Source organism: Streptomyces sp. NPDC055955 (assembly GCF_042270245.1).
GTDB lineage: Bacteria > Actinomycetota > Actinomycetes > Streptomycetales > Streptomycetaceae > Streptomyces.
The window spans coordinates 136,348-154,210 of record NZ_JBHJYS010000008.1 but is presented as its reverse complement, the minus strand read 5'-3'; the positions used below and the strand labels follow the sequence as shown (position 1 = coordinate 154,210).

General features: G+C 71.0%; 18 protein-coding genes. 9 read left to right on the top strand and 9 right to left on the bottom strand.

Translation table 11 applies throughout. From position 1 onward, the window contains the following. Positions 1-77 precede the first annotated feature (77 nt). Positions 78-1,631 (top strand): signal recognition particle protein, encoded by a 1,554-nt coding sequence (gene ffh, locus ACFC96_RS18340; protein ID WP_376613134.1) that lies wholly within the window; start codon positions 78-80, stop codon positions 1,629-1,631. 66 nt (positions 1,632-1,697) lie between these two features. Here ffh and ACFC96_RS18335 read toward each other — a convergent pair whose 3' ends face one another. From ACFC96_RS18335 to yhfZ, 8 genes are all read right to left on the bottom strand, one after another. Beyond that, entirely contained in the window at positions 1,698-2,933 is a 1,236-nt protein-coding gene (locus ACFC96_RS18335; RefSeq protein WP_376613132.1) for a phosphopentomutase, read from the bottom strand. Beyond that, positions 2,933-4,096, bottom strand: coding sequence for an alanine racemase (locus ACFC96_RS18330; protein WP_376613131.1), 1,164 nt, complete (start codon positions 4,094-4,096; stop codon positions 2,933-2,935). The genes ACFC96_RS18335 and ACFC96_RS18330 overlap by 1 nt, the downstream gene beginning before the upstream one ends. Positions 4,097-4,098: 2 nt before the next feature. Beyond that, a complete protein-coding gene (locus tag ACFC96_RS18325) occupies positions 4,099-5,235 on the bottom strand; it encodes an aminotransferase class V-fold PLP-dependent enzyme (RefSeq protein WP_376613130.1) in 1,137 nt (378 codons plus the stop codon). Between the two features lie 2 nt (positions 5,236-5,237). Then, entirely contained in the window at positions 5,238-6,188 is a 951-nt protein-coding gene (locus ACFC96_RS18320; protein ID WP_376259173.1) for a phosphotriesterase, read from the bottom strand. Between the two features lie 38 nt (positions 6,189-6,226). Continuing rightward, the gene (locus ACFC96_RS18315) at positions 6,227-7,567 is read right to left on the bottom strand and encodes a YhfT family protein (RefSeq protein WP_376259433.1); all 1,341 of its coding nucleotides are present in this window, start codon (positions 7,565-7,567) and stop codon (positions 6,227-6,229) included. Between the two features lie 49 nt (positions 7,568-7,616). Next, positions 7,617-7,973 (bottom strand): DUF2620 domain-containing protein, encoded by a 357-nt coding sequence (locus tag ACFC96_RS18310; RefSeq protein WP_376259171.1) that lies wholly within the window; start codon positions 7,971-7,973, stop codon positions 7,617-7,619. Next, on the bottom strand, positions 7,970-8,371 hold the full coding sequence (locus ACFC96_RS18305) for a PRD domain-containing protein (protein WP_376259170.1): 402 nt from the start codon (positions 8,369-8,371) through the stop codon (positions 7,970-7,972). Before ACFC96_RS18305 ends, ACFC96_RS18310 begins: the two co-directional genes overlap by 4 nt. A 98-nt stretch (positions 8,372-8,469) precedes the next feature. After that, entirely contained in the window at positions 8,470-9,408 is a 939-nt protein-coding gene (yhfZ, locus tag ACFC96_RS18300; RefSeq protein WP_376613128.1) for a GntR family transcriptional regulator YhfZ, read from the bottom strand. A 92-nt stretch (positions 9,409-9,500) separates the two neighbouring features. Here yhfZ and ftsH point away from each other — a divergent pair, with 92 nt between their 5' ends. Beyond that, positions 9,501-11,519 (top strand): ATP-dependent zinc metalloprotease FtsH, encoded by a 2,019-nt coding sequence (ftsH, locus tag ACFC96_RS18295; protein ID WP_376613126.1) that lies wholly within the window; start codon positions 9,501-9,503, stop codon positions 11,517-11,519. Between the two features lie 6 nt (positions 11,520-11,525). Here ftsH and ACFC96_RS18290 read toward each other — a convergent pair whose 3' ends face one another. After that, positions 11,526-12,389, bottom strand: a complete 864-nt coding sequence (locus ACFC96_RS18290; RefSeq protein ID WP_376259164.1) for an SAM-dependent methyltransferase — start codon at positions 12,387-12,389, stop codon at positions 11,526-11,528. Positions 12,390-12,609: 220 nt separating this feature from the next. Here ACFC96_RS18290 and proS point away from each other — a divergent pair, with 220 nt between their 5' ends. From proS to rplS, 7 genes are all read left to right on the top strand, one after another. Next, positions 12,610-14,025: a proline--tRNA ligase gene (gene proS / locus ACFC96_RS18285; protein WP_376259162.1), complete on the top strand. Its 1,416-nt coding sequence runs from the start codon at positions 12,610-12,612 to the stop codon at positions 14,023-14,025. Positions 14,026-14,295: 270 nt separating this feature from the next. Further along, on the top strand, positions 14,296-14,892 hold the full coding sequence (locus ACFC96_RS18280; RefSeq protein ID WP_266559563.1) for a hypothetical protein: 597 nt from the start codon (positions 14,296-14,298) through the stop codon (positions 14,890-14,892). A 254-nt stretch (positions 14,893-15,146) separates the two neighbouring features. Next, positions 15,147-15,584, top strand: a complete 438-nt coding sequence (gene rpsP / locus ACFC96_RS18275; RefSeq protein ID WP_116509370.1) for a 30S ribosomal protein S16 — start codon at positions 15,147-15,149, stop codon at positions 15,582-15,584. Between the two features lie 2 nt (positions 15,585-15,586). Beyond that, positions 15,587-15,826: an RNA-binding protein gene (locus ACFC96_RS18270; RefSeq protein WP_376259160.1), complete on the top strand. Its 240-nt coding sequence runs from the start codon at positions 15,587-15,589 to the stop codon at positions 15,824-15,826. A 101-nt stretch (positions 15,827-15,927) separates the two neighbouring features. Further along, a complete protein-coding gene (gene rimM, locus ACFC96_RS18265) occupies positions 15,928-16,518 on the top strand; it encodes a ribosome maturation factor RimM (protein ID WP_376259157.1) in 591 nt (196 codons plus the stop codon). Then, positions 16,518-17,339: a tRNA (guanosine(37)-N1)-methyltransferase TrmD gene (gene trmD / locus ACFC96_RS18260; protein ID WP_376259154.1), complete on the top strand. Its 822-nt coding sequence runs from the start codon at positions 16,518-16,520 to the stop codon at positions 17,337-17,339. Before rimM ends, trmD begins: the two co-directional genes overlap by 1 nt. A 133-nt stretch (positions 17,340-17,472) precedes the next feature. Next, entirely contained in the window at positions 17,473-17,823 is a 351-nt protein-coding gene (gene rplS, locus ACFC96_RS18255) for a 50S ribosomal protein L19 (RefSeq protein WP_054235359.1), read from the top strand. The last annotated feature ends 40 nt before the right edge of the window (positions 17,824-17,863 follow it).

The window sequence follows — 17,863 nt, the reverse complement described above, 5'->3', positions numbered from 1 at the left end:
GACCCCACTGGACACCTCCGGATACCCTGGAGGACGACCTGTCCGCCCGCCCACCAACCCGAGGATTCGCGACCGCCGTGTTCGACACTCTTTCCGACCGCCTCGCAGCGACATTCAAGAACCTCCGCGGCAAGGGGCGCCTCAGCGAGGCGGACATCGACGCCACGGCGCGCGAGATCCGCATCGCCCTGCTCGAAGCGGACGTGGCCCTGCCCGTCGTCCGCGCCTTCATCAAGCAGGTCAAGGAGCGTGCGGCCGGCGCGGAGGTCTCCCAGGCGCTGAACCCCGCCCAGCAGGTCATCAAGATCGTCAACGAGGAGCTCATCGGCATCCTCGGCGGCGAGACCCGGCGCCTGCGGTTCGCCAAGAACCCGCCCACCGTGATCATGCTCGCGGGTCTCCAGGGTGCCGGTAAGACGACCCTCGCCGGAAAGCTCGGCCACTGGCTGAAGGGGCAGGGCCACGCGCCGCTGCTCGTCGCCTGTGACCTCCAGCGCCCCAACGCCGTGAACCAGCTGAGCGTCGTCGCCGAGCGCGCCGGCGTCGGCATCTACGCGCCCGAGCCCGGCAACGGCGTGGGCGACCCGGTCCAGGTCGCCAAGGACTCCGTCGAGTTCGCCCGGCAGAAGCAGTACGACGTCGTCATCGTCGACACCGCCGGCCGCCTGGGCATCGACCAGGAGCTCATGCAGCAGGCCGCGGACATCCGCGACGCCGTCTCGCCCGACGAGGTCCTCTTCGTCGTCGACGCCATGATCGGTCAGGACGCGGTCAACACCGCCGAGGCCTTCCGTGACGGTGTCGGCTTCGACGGCGTGGTGCTCTCCAAGCTCGACGGTGACGCCCGTGGTGGTGCCGCCCTGTCGATCGCGCACGTCACCGGCCGCCAGGTCATGTTCGCCTCGAACGGCGAGAAGCTGGACGACTTCGACGCGTTCCACCCGGACCGCATGGCGTCCCGCATCCTCGGCATGGGCGACATGCTCACGCTGATCGAGAAGGCCGAGCAGACCTTCTCGCAGCAGGAGGCCGAGAAGATGGCCTCCAAGCTGGCCTCCAAGAAGGGCCAGGACTTCACGCTCGACGACTTCCTGGCCCAGATGGAGCAGGTCAGGAAGATGGGCTCCATCTCCAAGCTGCTCGGGATGCTGCCCGGCATGGCGCAGATGAAGGACCAGATCAACAACCTCGACGAGCGTGACGTCGACCGCACGGCCGCCATCATCAAGTCGATGACCCCGGCCGAGCGCGCGGACGCCACGATCATCAACGGCTCGCGCCGCGCCCGTATCGCCCGTGGTTCGGGCGTCGAGGTCAGCGCGGTGAAGAACCTCGTCGAGCGGTTCTTCGAGGCCCGCAAGATGATGTCCCGTATGGCGCAGGGCGGCGGCATGCCGGGGATGCCCGGGATGCCGGGCATGGGCGGTGGCCCCGGCCGGCAGAAGAAGAAGCAGAAGCAGGCCAAGGGCAAGCAGCGCTCCGGGAACCCGATGAAGCGCAAGCAGCAGGAAGAGGAAGAGGCGGTGCGCCGCGAGGCCGCCGGTCAGAGCGGCAACGCGTTCGGCCTGCCCGCCGCCGACCAGGGCAAGAACTTCGAACTGCCCGACGAGTTCAAGAAGTTCATGGGCTGACCGGCCACTTCGCCGTCATGCGTGAGGGGCGCCCGCTCTGGCGGGCGCCCCTCACGCATGGGCGGGTCACGCGGCTCGCGCCGCCGCCCGACTGATCTGCGTGCCGTTGGCGAGCCCCGCCGGATCGAGGCCGAGCGCCGCCGCGGCCGTCGCGCCCACGTCCGCCAGGCTGCCCGCGTCCGGCAGCAGTTCGACACCGGCCGCACCCGGGCGGTGGACGAGGACCGGCACGAACTCCCGGGTGTGGAAGGCGTGGCCGATCGTCGGGTCGTTGCCGTGGTCGCCGGTCACGATCAGCCGGTCGCCGTCCGCGTCGAGCAGCGAGACGAGCGCCGCGAGGCCCGCGTCGACCTGCTCCAGGACGTGCCCGTAGCGCTCCACGTCCTGCTGGTGCCCGGCCAGATCGCTCTCCTGCACATTGGCCACGACCAGCGCCTCGCCCTCCGCGCGAACGGCTTCGAGCGTGTACGCGAGCACGTCCGCCGTCGGCACGGCCGGGCGCCGCACGGCGTCGTCGCAGGCCAGGATGTCCGCGGCCTTCCCGACGAGGGTGACGGGGATCCCGGCCCGCGCCGCCAGGTCCGGGAGCTGGCGCGTGTGGTCGAGGCCCGCGCCGAGGTGCCGCACCTCGAGGCCACCGTTGCGGTAGAAGCCGCTCGCCGGGGTGTCGAGGCCGACCGTGCCGCCGTCCCCTTCGCGTACGAAGCCGGAGAGCGGAGCGCTCGCGTGGCCGCCCACCGCGATCACCCGTGCGACGGGTGCCACCGCACGCACCGTGCGTGCGACGGAGAGGATCCCGTCGAAGCCCACGTCGTCGAGGCGGCCCGAGGTGTTCCAGTTGATACCGGGGTCGGCCTCCAGGTTGTCGTGCACGAGCACGGCCCCGTCGACCACCACCAGGGGCCTGCCATCGAGGAGTTCGACCCGGTGGCCCGCGGCCTCCAGGGCCGAGGTGACCTCGTCGAGGTGGTCGCCGAGCCGCGCCACCGTCACCCTGCTGAAGTCGGCGCCCATCATCGTCTGGTGGCCCGCGTACGTGTCCGCGCCGGGGTAGCCGAGCCCGGCCCGGCCCGCCGCCACCGGCAGATGGGTGCGGCGCGCGAGATCCGGGTGCGGGTGCACCAGGCCCAGCCCGAGCGCGCCGAGCGAGGGCAGTCGCAGCGGCCGCCCGAACGCCTCGCGGCACCGGTCGAGCACGTGGCCGCAGGTGTCCGCCGCCAGGTCGCCCGGGCGCAGGGCGCCCGCGTCCGGCATGGCGCCGACCCCGAATCCGTCGATGACGACGATGACGGTCTTGCTCATCACAGGGCCCTTCCTTGCGCGTCGTACAGGCCGGTCAGGCGCGGCGACCCGGACGACAGGCCCGCCACCACGGCGACCGTCGAGCGGGTCACGAAGATCTGTGTGCGGAACGCGAGCAGCGCCGTGTCGCCCGCCGCGACGGCGCGGCCGGGGGCGGGCGCGTCGAGGAGCCGGTAGTAGTCGATGTTCTCCGCGGGCGCGTCCTGCACCGCGAGACGCTGCTCCGAGCGGGGCAGCAGCGCCGAACCGATGTGCGCGCGGGCGTAGAAGCCGCCGCCGAACACGGCGAGCCGGCCGTCGGCGAGGGTGTGGGCGACCTCGGTGACGTAGACGCACGCGGGCTTCTCGGGCTGGCCGGCGTCACGTGCGTGCAGGGGCGTGGTGCCGGTGAGCGAGTGGCCCGGCTCGCCGTGGGTCGCGCCGTGTTCGGCGATCAGGGGGAGACTGGCCATGGAGGTGGCGCTCGGGGCGCTCAGCTTCAGGCTCTCGTGGCCGCGCGAGGTGAGCAACTCGCTTGCCTTGAGGGCGAGTTCGAAGTTGGCGGTGGGGCGTGGCGTGCCCGTCGCCGGGTCGCACAGGACACACGGGAACGCGGTGACGCCCGCGATCCGCACGCCCGGCAACTGTTCGACGACGGCCGCGAAGTCGTCGAGCGCGCCGAGCGGAACGCCGCCTTCCTGCCCGGGATAGACCGCGCCCTCCGCTCCTTCGAGGCGGACGAGGACGTCCTGTACGAAGCCCTGCGCGCGGGCCGCGTCCGAGACCGCGCGGGCGTTGTCGACGTCGAGGACGGTCACGGTCTCCGGGCGCCAGGCCAGCATCTCGGGCAGCGCGCGGCGCGGGATCTGCACGAGGTGGCCGAGATTGCCCGCCCGCGCCCCCGCCGCGTGCAGGGTGCGGGCCTCGGGCGCGTCGATGGCCGCGTACTTCGGGATGTGCCGGGCGATGGCCCTGATCAGCTCCGGGTTGCGGCCGAGCTGCTTCACGACGAACCAGAGGGTGAGCCCGAGCCGGCCGGCCTCGGCGGCGAGCAGCGCGGCGTTCGACTCGATCGCGTCGAGATCCATGACGTACGTGTCGGGCGGGATCGCGCCCCGTCGGTGGAGGTCGGCCGCGGCGTCGACGAGCCCGGGGTTGCGGGTGAGCAGACTGTCGAGGAACACGGTCAGTCGTCCTTTGCGTGGTGCTTCAGCACGTCGAGGGAGCGGCGCAGGATGTCGATCACGAGGTCGGCGCCCGCCCGCATCGGGTTGATCCGCACCGTCCAGTCCGCGAGCCCGGGGGAGTCGTCGAGGGACGAGCTGGACATGCGGTAGAAAAGCGGCGCGATCTCGTAACGGGAGTTGGAGCCGACGGGGTAGGGCGCGGCACCGAACCGGGCGGCGACGGCGGGGAGTTCACGCGCGACGGGCCGGTCGAGGCGCACGAGCAGACACCGGTCCTGCGCGTTCGCGAGCCGGACCTCGGCGACACCGTCCACCTCGCCGGCGGTGAGCCGCTCGGCGACCTGGGCGCCCACCCGCGACTGCACCGCCCACATCACCGGCACGTGCGTCAGGGCGCGCAGCACGTCCAACGCCTGATGGCCCTGGACCTGACCACCGCCCGAGTAGTTGTCCGCCCGGACCCGTGCGACGAGGTCACGCGCTCCGACGACGATGCCCACGCCTTCGGGACCGTGCAGCTTGAACAGCGAGAAGCAGGAGGCGTCCGCGCCGAGTTCGACGCCCGACGCGGGCACGCGCAGCACGGCGTAGTTGTCGTCGACGACCGTGCGCACCCCGGCCGCCCGGCACGCGGCGAGCACCTCGCCCGGGTCGTACGAGTCGCCGAGCCGCTGCCGGGTGTGCTGGACGTACGCCCACGGGAAGCGCCCCGAAGCGAGGGCCTCGCGCAGCGCGCCCAGGTCGTTGAAGTCGACCTCTTCGGTGTGTACACCGATGCCGCGCAGCGTGACCTCGGTGGTCCGGTACACAGGCGCCCTGTGGATCAGCAGCGGATCGCCCGCGCTCACGGCGGCGTTCAGCGCGGCACGGATCGCTCCGGTCCCCGCCCCCTGGACGAAGGCGGCGTCCTCGGCCCCGAAGAAGTCGGCGAGCACGGCCTCGGCCCTGGCGGTCGTGCGGGGCCGGCCGAGACCGGGCACGACGCCCGCGTCGGCGCCGAACAGCTCCTCGCCGGCGAAGTGCGCGGTCGTGCACTCGATCAGCCGGAACTGCCGGGCCATCGCCTCGTCGACCGGGATCGTGGCGAGCGGGAACGTCTCGGGGAGCGCGGGTGCGGCCGGGTGGGTGGGCGTCATCGTCAGATCTCCTCCACGCTCGCGCCGGTCAGGAAGCGCAGCGGGTTGCGGCGTGTCATCAGGTCCACCAGGGCGTCGTCCACGCCCGCGGCCCGCGCCCGGGGCAGGAACGACCGGAACAGATGCCCGTAACCCTGACCGCCCTCGCGCTCCAGATAGCCGTGGCGCGAGATGTCGCAGCTGAGCAGGACACGGTCGGCGTAGCCGGCCTCGAGGAGAGCGAGCAGCAGCCGGAGCCGGACGTCGTCGCTCTGGTAGCTCTCCTTGCCGACGGTGTCGAACGCGACGTACGCGCCGCTCGCGGCCAGCTCCTTGTGCACGGCCGGATCGTCGAGGAGGTCCTGGTGGCCGATCGAGATCCGGTGCGGGGCGAGGCCCTCGGCGGTGAGCAGCTCCAGCTGGGCGAGCCCGCCGCGGCCGAGCTGCGCGTGCGTGGCGACCGACAGGCCCGTGGCGACGGCGGCCCGCGCCGCGGCGCGCAGCGCACGCGACTCCGGCTCGCCGGGCACGTCACCATGGCTGCCGACCTCGCCGAGGACGCCCGGCCGGACGCCGGTGGACCCGAGGCCTCCGTCGATCTCGCGGACCAGCGTGTCGGCCAGCTGTCCGACCCCCGCGCCGGCCAGCTCGGGCGGGTGGAACGGCTCGTAGTACCAGCCGGTGGCCGCGACGACGGCGACCTGCGCGTCCCGGGAGATCCGGGCCAGGGCGCGCGGGTCTCGCCCCATGCCGCGGCAGGTCAGCTCGATCACCAGGGCGAGGCCGAACTCCTCGCGCAGAGCGGCCAGTTCGGCCGTGACGGCCGGCCCGTGCGTCTGCGGGTCGAGGACCGCGCCGCCGTCCCCGCGCCGGTCGAGGTCGAGCACCAGATGCTCGTGGGCGAGCGCCGGGCCACGTACGGCGGCCGGGGAAAGCGGGCCGGTGACGGTGTGGATGAGGGGCGGGGTGTGCATGGTGCGATGGGTTTCCTTCCCGGCGTACGTACCCGGCCTCAGCCCTTGACCGGGGTGAACAGGTCGAGCCAGTACAGGAGGTTGAGCAGGATGCCGCCGACGATCACCGCGGCGGGAGCGGCCGCCATCCGTACGACCGGCCGGCCCATCGCCTCGTTCAGCAGATAGAGCCCGCCGACGACGAGGATGCCGAGCCCGGCGCCCATGGCGTTGGCCGCCATCAGCGAACCGAAGAGGATCGCCAGCTGGAGCGTGTCGGTGATGGCGCTGCGCAGATGCTCCGACGAGTCGCGCACGCTCGGCAGCTTGCCGAGGAACCTGCCGATGTAGGAGAGGGCGAGCACCTCCACGGCGAACACGGCCGCGCCGACGATCGCCGCGAGGAACGGGTTCGGCAGCAGATAGCCGATGGGATAGACGAGCGTGAAGCCCGCGATGCCGTACGCCCCCGAGGCGAGCGCCGTCGTGGCGATCAGCGGGACGAAGCCGAACACCCGGTAGAAGTCCACCTGGGCGGCCTCGCTGTAGTGCCCCTTGGCGATCAGGAAGCTGGTGGCCTCACCACCGCCGAATATGTGCATCTGCGCGAGCACGCAGACACCCGCGCCGAGCACCATGAACAGCGGCAGGAACGTGCGCAGTCGCGCCGCGCTGGCGCTGAACAGCGACGCCATCGGGTCGTCCGCGAGGACCACTTCCTCGACGCCGCCGCCCTCGGCCCGCGCCGCCTTGCGCTCCCGGACGTCCTTGGCGATCGCGAGACCGATGAGCATCAGGACACCGACCGCCATGGCGAGCGCGCCCGCGAACATGTTCGGCCAGATCTTCATGGTCATCACGACCAGGGCCAGTTCGAGGACGCCCGCGACGCCGCCCCACACGCGCCCGAACTGCTTGGTGATCGCCAGCACCGGGAACAGCGTGAACAGGAACAGGATCGGCGTCGACATCTGCTGCATCGCGGTGAGGAAGTCGACCGGCAGGTCGTGGGCCACGTTGTTCGCGCCGTTCAGGCCGAACACGACGACGGCGCCCCAGGCACCGCCGAGGATCGGCGCGATCCACTTCTTCGGGGCGAGCAGACCGAGGATGTCCGTGGGCAGGAACAGCAGCCACGGGTTGAGCACGCCGGTGGACAGGGCCATCGGCGCGCCGAGACCGAAGATGAACCCGGCGGAGAGCCCGAAGGAGACCGCGGTGGTGGCGCCGCGGGTGGACCGGCCCTGGATGAAGTCCAGCATGAACGGGCGTACACCGTCGTTGAAGACGGCCAGTGCCATGTGCGAGATGAACGCGGTCAGCGCGCACAGGGCGATCACGGTCAACTGCTGCGCCAGAGAGAAGTCGAGGTTCGCACCTGCGGCGAGAGTGGTGTTCACGGGGCTCACGGGATCTCCTTCGTGCCCGGGGCGGAGGTGCCTGGTGTGATCAGGGGCGCGCGGCGATGGCGCGGGCGAGCAGCGGAGCGATGACGTCGATCTGGTCCATGGAGAAGCCGAAGACCTTCTTGCCCTCGTCGAGCAGGGAGCCGACCTGGTCCTCGGTCGGTACGGAACGCCCGAAGGTGTGGCACGCGGGCCGGCCCATGAGCCCGACGAGGACGCCGAGCGAGGCGCCGGCGCCGGTGTGACAGGTGCCGAGGTAGAAGTCGGCCTGGCCCACGCGGAGCTTCATCGCGGCGTCCATGTCGCTGGAGGCGACGATGTCGATGCCGTCCAGGGCGAGCGCCTTGACGGTCGCGGTGACCTCGACCTTGCCTACGCCACCGGTGAGGATCTTCTTCATGGGGTGCTCCTTGGGGGTCGGGAGTCGGTTGATGGCTGTCCCGCCAGCACCGCGAGATGCATGGCCAGGAAGTTGACCTCGGAGTCGGGCAGGGTGGCGCCGAGCTGCTCGCGGGCGCGGGAGGCGACCTCGCGGGCGCCGGCCACGGCGTGGGGGTGGCCGGCCAGTTCCGCGGCCACCTGCTCGTCGGTGAGGAACTGCTCGATCGGCTCTCCGTCGACGAGGCGGGTGAGCGCCATCATCAGATGGCTGGTGAGCATGCCGGCGGTCTGCTCGGTGACCTCGTTGCCGCGTTCGGCGAGGGCGGTGAGTTCGGCGGTCACGAAGTCGGCGACCTCGGGCCTGACCTGGCCGCCTTCGCGGAACAGCCTGATGCGGAGGGCGAGTTGGTCGTCCATGGGATCTCCTTCCGGGGTCGGGGCAATTCGACAATAATCAGGATTCTGGATATTCACCCTGAAGGGCGGGCGGATTCTTCCGGCCCCACCCCGCCGGCTCAGTAGGACGGCACGCGCTCGCCCCGCAGCACCTCGGCCTGCAGTGCCGTCACGGTCGACAGGTCCACCGCGTCCCGCACCGCGGAGAGCGCCTTGGCGCCCTCGGTCCTGCCGATGATCGCCGCGCTGGAGTTGCGCAGCGACAGATCGCGGGTGACCTCGTCGCCGAGCGGCAGCACCTCCCCGCCCATCCCTGTCCGGCCCTGCACCTCGTCGAGGTTCCAGACCGTGGCGTCGGCCAGGTTCTGCGCGAACAGGTCGCGCAGCTGCATGTACGAGGACTCGATCCACTCGATGTCGGTGCGCCCGGCGAACGCGCGCTCGGCGAGCATCCGCTGGTCCTCCGAGGTGGGGTCCACGGCGACCCGCAGGCCGGGCGCGTCGAGCGAGGCACCCTCGCGCAGCAGCAGCCCGTGGGCGCCCACGTACGTGGCCGGGCCCAGGTCGGCGACGAGTTCCACCGGATGCTCCTCGATCAGCCGGTCGGCGGCGAAGCGCGAAAGCACCACCAGGTCGGCCTTGCCCTCGAGCAGGGCCGTGGTCCGGGCGCCCGCGCCGCGCATGAACGTGATCGCGAACGGCGTGCCCGCCTCCTCGAAGGCGGTACGCAGACCGGTGGCCAGGCCCTCGTAGCGGCGGGAGTAGGGGAGGGGCATCGCGGCGAGCAGGGTGCCGAGGCCGGAGAGGCGCCACAGGATGGAGCGCTCGGAGCGCACCAGGAAGGTGCCCAGGTGGCCGCGCGCGGCGGTCTCGATGGCACCGGACTCCTCCAGGAGCCGCAGGGCGGCCTGGACCGTGCCGTTCCCGCACCCCAGTTCCTCGGCGAAGTCGCGGACCCGGGGCAGTCGTGTGTCGGGCTCGTGGTCGAGCAGCAGGACCGCGAGCTGGCGGGCCGCGAGGCCGTTGCGCGTCAGGAGGCGCTCGTCGAAACCGTTCACAGCCGGACAGTAACCAGGATTCTGGATACTGGCAAGGGTCCCGGATGTGTGCGGTCATGGGCGGGAGGCGTGACGGCAGGAGGAGAGCAGGCGTGGCCAACCCCGTACCCCCGCGCGACCGGACGGACCAGCCGTGGCGCTCCGAGGGGGCTCCGCCTCCATCGCCCGCCAAACCGCCGCGGAAGAAGATGCCAGGCGGCTGGGGCGGCCTCGTCCTGACCGCCCTGATCGTCTACCTCATCGCCAACCTCGTGCTGTCGTTCTTCAACCGGGGCAACGAGCCGACGATCTCGTACACCGAGTTCAGCAAGCAGGTCGCCGACAACAACGTCTCCAAGATCTACTCCAAGGGCGACGCGATCCAGGGTCAGCTCAAGAAGGAGCAGCCCACGCCCGGCGACAGCGACAGCTCGAGCAAGACGTACACCAAGTTCAAGACCCAGCGGCCGTCCTTCGCGGACGACAACCTCTGGGCGAACCTGGAGAAGCACAACGTCACCGTGACGGCCTCACCGGTCGTCCAGGAGCGCAGCTTCCTCGCCAACCTCCTCCTCTCCCTCGCCCCGATGTTCCTGCTCGTCGTGCTGTGGATCTTCATCGCGCGGCGGATGCGCCAGGGCATGGGCGGCGGCATGGGGGGAGGCATGCTCGGGCGCAAACAGCCGCCCAAGCCGGTCGAGCTGCAGCCCGGCGTGCAGCGCACGACGTTCGCGGACGTCGCCGGCATCGACGAGGTGCAGGGCGAGCTCAGCGACGTCGTCGACTTCCTCAAGAACCCCGACGCCTATCGCGAGATGGGCGCGAAGATGCCTCGCGGCGTCCTGCTTTCGGGCCCGCCGGGAACCGGCAAGACGCTCCTGGCCAGGGCCGTCGCGGGCGAGGCCGGGGTCCCGTTCTTCTCGGCGTCCGCCTCCGAGTTCATCGAGATGATCGTCGGGGTCGGCGCCTCGCGCGTACGTGAACTCTTCGCCGAGGCCCGCAAGGTGGCGCCCTCGATCATCTTCATCGACGAGATCGACACCATCGGGCGGGCCCGCGGCGGAGGCTCCGCCATGGGCGGCCACGACGAGCGCGAACAGACCCTCAACCAGATCCTCACCGAGATGGACGGCTTCTCGGGATCCGAGGGCGTCGTCGTCATCGCTGCCACCAACCGCGCGGACGTCCTCGACCCGGCCCTCACCCGTCCCGGCCGCTTCGACCGCGTCGTGACCGTCAGCCCGCCCGACCGCGGCGGCCGCGAGGCCATCCTCAGGATCCACACCCGGCAGATCCCGCTCGCCCCGGACGTGGACCTGCTGCAGGTCGCCCGCACGACCCCGGGCATGACCGGCGCCGACCTCGCCAACCTCACCAACGAGGCCGCCCTCATCGCCGTCAAACGCCGGCAGAGGGAAGTCACCCAGGCCGACCTCTCCCAGGCCCTGGAAAAGGTCCAGCTGGGCGCCGAACGGCCCCTCGTCATGCCGGACGAGGAACGCCGCCGCACCGCCTACCACGAGAGCGGCCACGCCCTGCTCGGCATGCTCCAGCCCGGCGCCGACCCCGTCCGCAAGATCACCATCGTGCCGCGCGGCCGCGCACTCGGCGTCACCCTCTCCACGCCCGAAATCGACAGATACGCCTACACGGAGGAGTACCTGCGCGGCCGCATCATCGGCGCGCTCGGCGGCATGGCGGCCGAGCAGGTCGTATACGGGGTCGTCACCACCGGCGCCGAGAACGACCTCGAACAGGTCACGAACATCGCGCGCGGCATGGTCGCCCGCTGGGGCATGAGCGACCGGATCGGCCGCCTCTCCGCCCTGCCGAGCGACGCCCAGCAGGCGTACGGGCTCTCCGCCGCGCCGCACACCCTCGACACCATCGACCACGAGATGCGCCGGATCGTCGACGAGTGCTACGAGGAGGCCTGCACCAAACTCAGCGACCACCGCGGCCAGTTGGACGCCCTGGCCGCGGCACTCCTCGCGAACGAGACCCTGGACGAGGCGGAGGCCTACCGCGTCGCCGGCGTCATCCGCCTCACCAAGGACGAGGAGGCGCAGGGGACTCAGGGGACTCACGGGACTCAGGACACCGACGGCCAGGGGACGGCGACGGACGACTAGCGACCGTCACGGGGTGCGCGCGATCACGTAGCGGAACACGTTCGGCATCCACACCGTCCCGTCCTGCCGCTGATGCGGATGCAGCGCCTCCGTCATCTCCTTCTCGACCTGGGACCGGTCCGTCGCGCCGATCGCCGCGTCGAACAAGCCCGTCGACAGCAGCCCGCGCACGGCGCTGTCCACGTCCGCGTAGCCGAACGGACAGGCGACCCGGCCCGAGCCGTCCGGCCTCAGCCCGGCCCGGTGCGTGACCTCCTCCAGGTCGTCGCGGAGCGCGGGCCGCCAGCTGCCCGCGCTGCGCAGCGGATCGGCGAGTTTCGTCGCGACCCGCAGGACCGACGACGTCGCGCACCGCTCCGGCGGGCCCCAGCCGGCCAGCACCACGGGAGTACCCCGCTCGGCGAACGGCGACGCCGACTCCAGGAGCGCGCCGAGCCCCTCGGAGTCACCCGCCATGCAGCCGATCGGCTGGAACGCGGTGATCAGGTTGTACGGCGGATCGTCCGGCTCCGCCGCGTCCCCGGGGCCCCCTTCCGCCAGTCGCGTGTCGCCACGCGCGCGCGTGCCCCACGTCTCGCCCTGGAGACGCTCTCTGGCCAGTGCGAGCCGCTCGGGCGCGGCCGCCTCGACGCCCGTGACCGCCGCGCCGCGCGACGCCGCCATCAAAAGGGCGAGCCCCGAGCCGCAGCCGAGGCCGAGAAGCCGGGTACCGGCCGCCGCGCCGACCTCCAGCCGTTCGTAGACCGCTTCGTAGAGCGGGACCAGCATCCGTTCCTGTATCTCCGCCCAGTCACGCGCGCGTGCGCACAGGTCCACTCGGGGCACGCGCCCCGCGTGGGGGAGGTGCCGCTGCACGAGCGTAGGTGTCATCGAAAGCGCCCCAATCCGCCGAGAGTTACTGCTGTGGCGTGTTCCTGCGGTTCGTCCGCCCCGTACATGTGCGCTCGTAGTTCCCCCGTATGCCAGAGAACTCCGCATCCGTCGTTCCGTCTAGGGGGTGTTCCCAAGGGCCTTCGCGCGCCGGGCCGCGCGGCCGGACGGGGGAAAAAAGATTGCCGACCGGGCGTAATCGCGCCGTAGCATGCGCGCCATGGCCAAGACACCCGTTCTCACGCCTCAGGCAGAGGACTTCCCGCGCTGGTACCAGGACATCGTCAACAAGGCCGAACTGGCCGACAACGGTCCGGTGCGCGGCACGATGGTCATCCGACCGTACGGCTACGGCCTGTGGGAGCGGATGCAGCAGGACATGGACGCCCGCATCAAGGAGACGGGCACCCAGAACGCGTACTTCCCGCTCCTGATCCCGCAGTCGTACCTCCACAAGGAGGCCGAGCACGTCGAGGGGTTCGCGCCCGAACTCGCCGTGGTCACGCACGGCGGCGGCAAGGAGCTGGAGGAGCCCGCCGTCGTCCGCCCCACCTCCGAGATGATCATCAACGAGTACTTCGCCAAGTGGGTGCAGAGCTACCGCGACCTGCCCCTTCTCATCAACCAGTGGGCGAACGTCGTCCGCTGGGAGCTGCGCCCCCGACTCTTCCTGCGCACCACGGAGTTCCTCTGGCAGGAGGGGCACACCGCGCACGCCACGTACGAGGAGGCCCGCGACTTCGCGGCCCGCATCCACCGGCACGTGTACGCGGACTTCATGCGGGAGGTCCTCGCGATGGACGTCGTCCTCGGCCGCAAGACCGCCGAGGAGCGCTTCGCCGGCGCCATCAACACCCTCACGCTCGAAGGCATGATGGGCGACGGCAAGGCCCTCCAGCTGGGCACCAGCCACGAACTCGGCCAGAACTTCGCCAGGGCCTTCCACACCCAGTACCTGTCCAAGGAGGGCAAGCAGGAACTGGTCTGGCAGACCTCCTGGGGATCGACCACCCGCATGATCGGCGCGCTCGTGATGATGCACGGCGACGACAACGGCCTGAGGATCCCGCCCCGGCTCGCCCCCACCCAGGTCGTGGTGCTGGCCATCAAAGGGGACGACGCGGTTCTGGCCAAGGTCCACGAGATCGGCGGCGCCCTGGAGGCGGCCGGCATCCGTGTCCATGTCGACGACCGCACGGACACCCCGTTCGGCCGCCGTGCCGTCGACTGGGAGCTCAAGGGAGTGCCCGTACGCGTCGAGATCGGCCCGCGCGACCTGGAGAACGGCACGGCGATGCTGGCCAGGCGCATCCCGGGCGGCAAGGAGCCGGTGGCCGTAGAGGCGCTCGCCGCGCTGCTGCCCACCGTCCTGGAGGAGGACCAGGCGCTGCTCCTGAAGCAGGCCCGCGAGCGCCGTGAGTCCCGTACGACCGAGGTGACGACGGTCGACGAGGCCGTCGAGGCCGCCGCTTCGGGCGGCTGGGCCCGCATCCCGTGGGCCGTGCTCGGCGAGGCGGGCGAGGCCGCGCTGGCCGAGCACTCCGTCTCCGTACGGTGTCTGGTCACCGAGGACGGGGCGGTGCCGGACGCGGATGACGCGCCGGGTAACGTCGCCGTCGTGGCGCGCGCGTACTGAGCCACCGCACCTACGAAGCGAGCGGCGCGAGAGAGGCCGAAAGGCCCCTTGCGCATCAGAGGGACACAGTCGCCCCGGCGTGCGGACATCGTCTACGCGCCGGGGCGTACGTATACCTACGCACCACCTTGGTGTGAGCTGTGAGGCTTCTCCGCAGATCAGCGCACCCGCCCTCGTCCGGACGCATGAGCGGCAACTGACTGGTACGTGCAAATTATTTGGGATGCCCCGGAATAGGAACACAGAGGCATCCCGGCTCGTTGTCACGACGTGAGCACGACACCACCTGTTCTCGCCGCAGAGCTGGCACAGGCGTGGGCCGATATTCAGCGGCACCACCCTGAGCTGCCAGATCTAGCCGCGCCCGAATCCCTGATCGGGGAGTCGTCGTCCGCCTGCGGACACGAGCTCTCCTTCGAGCGACTCCTCCATGAGGCAGTCCATGGCATCGCCGCCGCCCGAGGAGTCCGCGACACCTCCCGCGCCGGCCGGTACCACAACCGCAGATTCCTCGCGATCGCCGAAGAGCTGGGCCTCGACCACCCCGAGGAGCCGCACCCCAGCAGCGGCTTCTCGCTGGTGACACTGAACCCCGAGGCGAAGCAGCGTTACCGTCCGACGATCGAGCGGCTCAAGAGCGCCCTCAAGGCGCACACCGTGGCCACGGCCGCGGACACCAAGCGCAGCTTCCGCGGCCCGGCCGCGCGGCACGGCTCCTCCGGGGGCGGCGTCCGCGTCAAGGCGGTCTGCGACTGCGGGCGCAATGTGCGCGTGGTGCCCTCGGTCCTCGCCCAGGCCCCGATCGTCTGCGGCGGCTGCGGCAAACCGTTCCGCATCCCGGAGGCCGTGGGCGCGGGCGTCGGGTGATCTCCGGCCGGTCTTCGGTGAGGGTGCGCGACCTGCTGCGGGGCGTTCGATGGGGGCACCTCCCTGCTCGTTCAGAGCTCGGGGGAGGGTTCGGCCGCCCCGTCGGCGTATGGCACAATGGCTAGCTGTACTCGACAGCCGCATAGGAACCCTCTCGCCTCCGGCTGACGCGTCCATCGGGCACTCCGAGTACCGCAACCCCACGTGGCATCCCGTTGTGCCCAACCACGTCAAGACCAGGAGACACCACTCCAGTGGCAGTCAAGATCAAGCTGAAGCGTCTGGGCAAGATCCGTTCGCCTCACTACCGCATCGTCGTCGCCGACTCCCGTACCCGCCGTGACGGCCGGGCCATCGAGGAGATCGGCCTGTACCACCCGGTGCAGAACCCCTCGCGCATCGAGGTCAACTCGGAGCGTGCCCAGTACTGGCTGTCCGTCGGCGCCCAGCCGACCGAGCCGGTCATGGCCATCCTGAAGCTCACCGGTGACTGGCAGAAGCACAAGGGCCTGCCGGCCCCCGCGCCGCTGCTCGTCGCGGAGCCCAAGGACAAGCGCGCCGCGTTCGAGGCCTTCACCAAGGGTCTCGAGGGCGACGACGCCAAGGGTGAGGCCATCACCCCGAAGGCCAAGAAGGCTGACAAGAAGGCGGACGAGGCCCCGGCCGAGTCCACCGAGTCCACCGAGGCCTGAGCATGCTCGAGGAGGCTCTTGAGCACCTCGTGAAGGGCATCGTCGACAACCCCGACGATGTGCAGGTCGCCTCGCGCAACCTGCGCCGTGGGCGCGTTCTCGAGGTCCGGGTTCATCCCGAGGACCTCGGCAAGGTGATCGGCCGCAACGGCCGCACCGCGCGTGCCCTGCGTACCGTCGTGGGCGCCATCGGCGGCCGCGGTGTCCGCGTCGACCTCGTCGACGTGGACCAGGTTCGCTGAGCCGGACCAACGGTTCGGCGACACATGAAGCACCGGCTCGGGCCGGGGAGGGCCTCAGGGCCGTCCCCGGCCCGTGGCCGTATGACAGGAGAGTTGTTCACGTGCAGCTGGTAGTCGCGCGCATCGGCCGCGCCCACGGCATCAAGGGCGAGGTCACCGTCGAGGTACGCACCGACGAGCCCGAGCTGCGGCTCGGCCCCGGTGCCGTGCTCGCCACCGACCCCGCCTCCGCGGGGCCGTTGACGATCGAGACCGGCCGCGTGCACAGCGGCCGCCTCCTGCTCCGTTTCGAGGGCGTTCGCGACCGTACGGCCGCCGAGGCGCTGCGCAACACGCTCCTCATCGCCGAGGTCGACCCGGAGGAACTGCCGGAGGACGAGGACGAGTTCTACGACCACCAGCTGATGGACCTGGACGTGGTCACCACGGACGGGGTCGAGGTCGGCCGGATCACCGAGATCTCGCACCTGCCCTCGCAGGACCTGTTCATCGTGGAGCGCCCCGACGGCAGCGAGGTGATGATCCCCTTCGTCGAGGAGATCGTCACCGAGATCGACCTCGAGGAGCAGCGGGCGATCATCGACCCGCCGCCCGGGCTCATCGACGACCGCGCCGAGATCGTCTCCAGTCGCGACGCGGACGAGGACTCCGGCGACGGCTCCGGCAAGCGCTCTGAGGCGGGCGGCGTCTGATGCGGCTCGACGTCGTCACGATCTTCCCCGAGTACCTCGACCCGCTGAACGTCTCCCTCGTCGGCAAGGCCCGCGCGCGCGGGCAACTCGACGTACGGGTGCACGACCTCAGGGAGTGGACGTACGACCGGCACAACACGGTCGACGACACCCCGTACGGCGGCGGCCCCGGCATGGTCATGAAGACCGGCCCCTGGGGCGACGCCCTCGACGACGTGCTCGCCGACGGCTACGAGTCCGGGTCCCACGGCCCCGCCCTCGTCGTCCCCACGCCCAGCGGCCGCCCCTTCACCCAGGAGCTCGCCGTCGAGCTCTCCGAGCGCCCCTGGCTGGTCTTCACGCCCGCGCGCTACGAGGGCATCGACCGCCGCGTCATCGACGAGTACGCGACCCGGATGCCGGTCTACGAGGTCTCCATCGGCGACTACGTGCTGGCCGGCGGGGAGGCCGCCGTGCTCGTCATCACGGAGGCCGTCGCGCGACTGCTGCCCGGTGTCCTCGGGAACGCCGAGTCCCACCGGGACGACTCCTTCGCGCCCGGGGCCATGGCCAACCTCCTCGAAGGGCCCGTCTACACCAAGCCCCCCGAGTGGCGCGGCCAGGGCATTCCCGACGTGCTGCTCAGCGGCCACCACGGCAAGATCGCGCGCTGGCGCAGGGACGAGGCGCTGCGGCGCACCACCCGCAACAGGCCCGATCTCGTGGAGCGTTGCGACCCGTCGGTCTTCGACAAGAAGGACCGCGAGATGCTCTCCATCCTGGGCTGGCGGCCCGGCCCCGACGGCCGATTTGGGCGAGACCCGGAAGCCGTGGAACAATAGGCCGCTGCTGTACGTCCAGCGTGCGCCCCTGCCACAGGGGGAACGACGCCCGCCCGACGCGATCAGCTACCGAATCCTCATTCCGAACATTCCCGCCGATGACCTGTGGCATCGGTGAAGAAAGCAGACGATCATGTCTCACCTGCTCGACTCCGTCGACAGCGCGTCGCTGCGCAGCGACATCCCGGCCTTCCGCCCGGGTGACACCGTCAACGTCCACGTCCGCGTCATCGAGGGCAACCGCTCCCGTGTGCAGCAGTTCAAGGGCGTAGTCATCCGCCGCCAGGGCGCCGGTGTCCGCGAGACCTTCACGGTCCGCAAGGTCTCCTTCTCCGTCGGCGTCGAGCGCACCTTCCCGGTGCACACCCCGATCGTCGAGAAGATCGAGCTCGTCACCCGCGGTGACGTGCGTCGCGCGAAGCTCTACTACCTGCGCGACCTGCGCGGCAAGGCCGCGAAGATCAAGGAGAAGCGCGACAACTGAGCTCGCGCACGGGGTCACAGCCGGGCCGGATAACATCTGG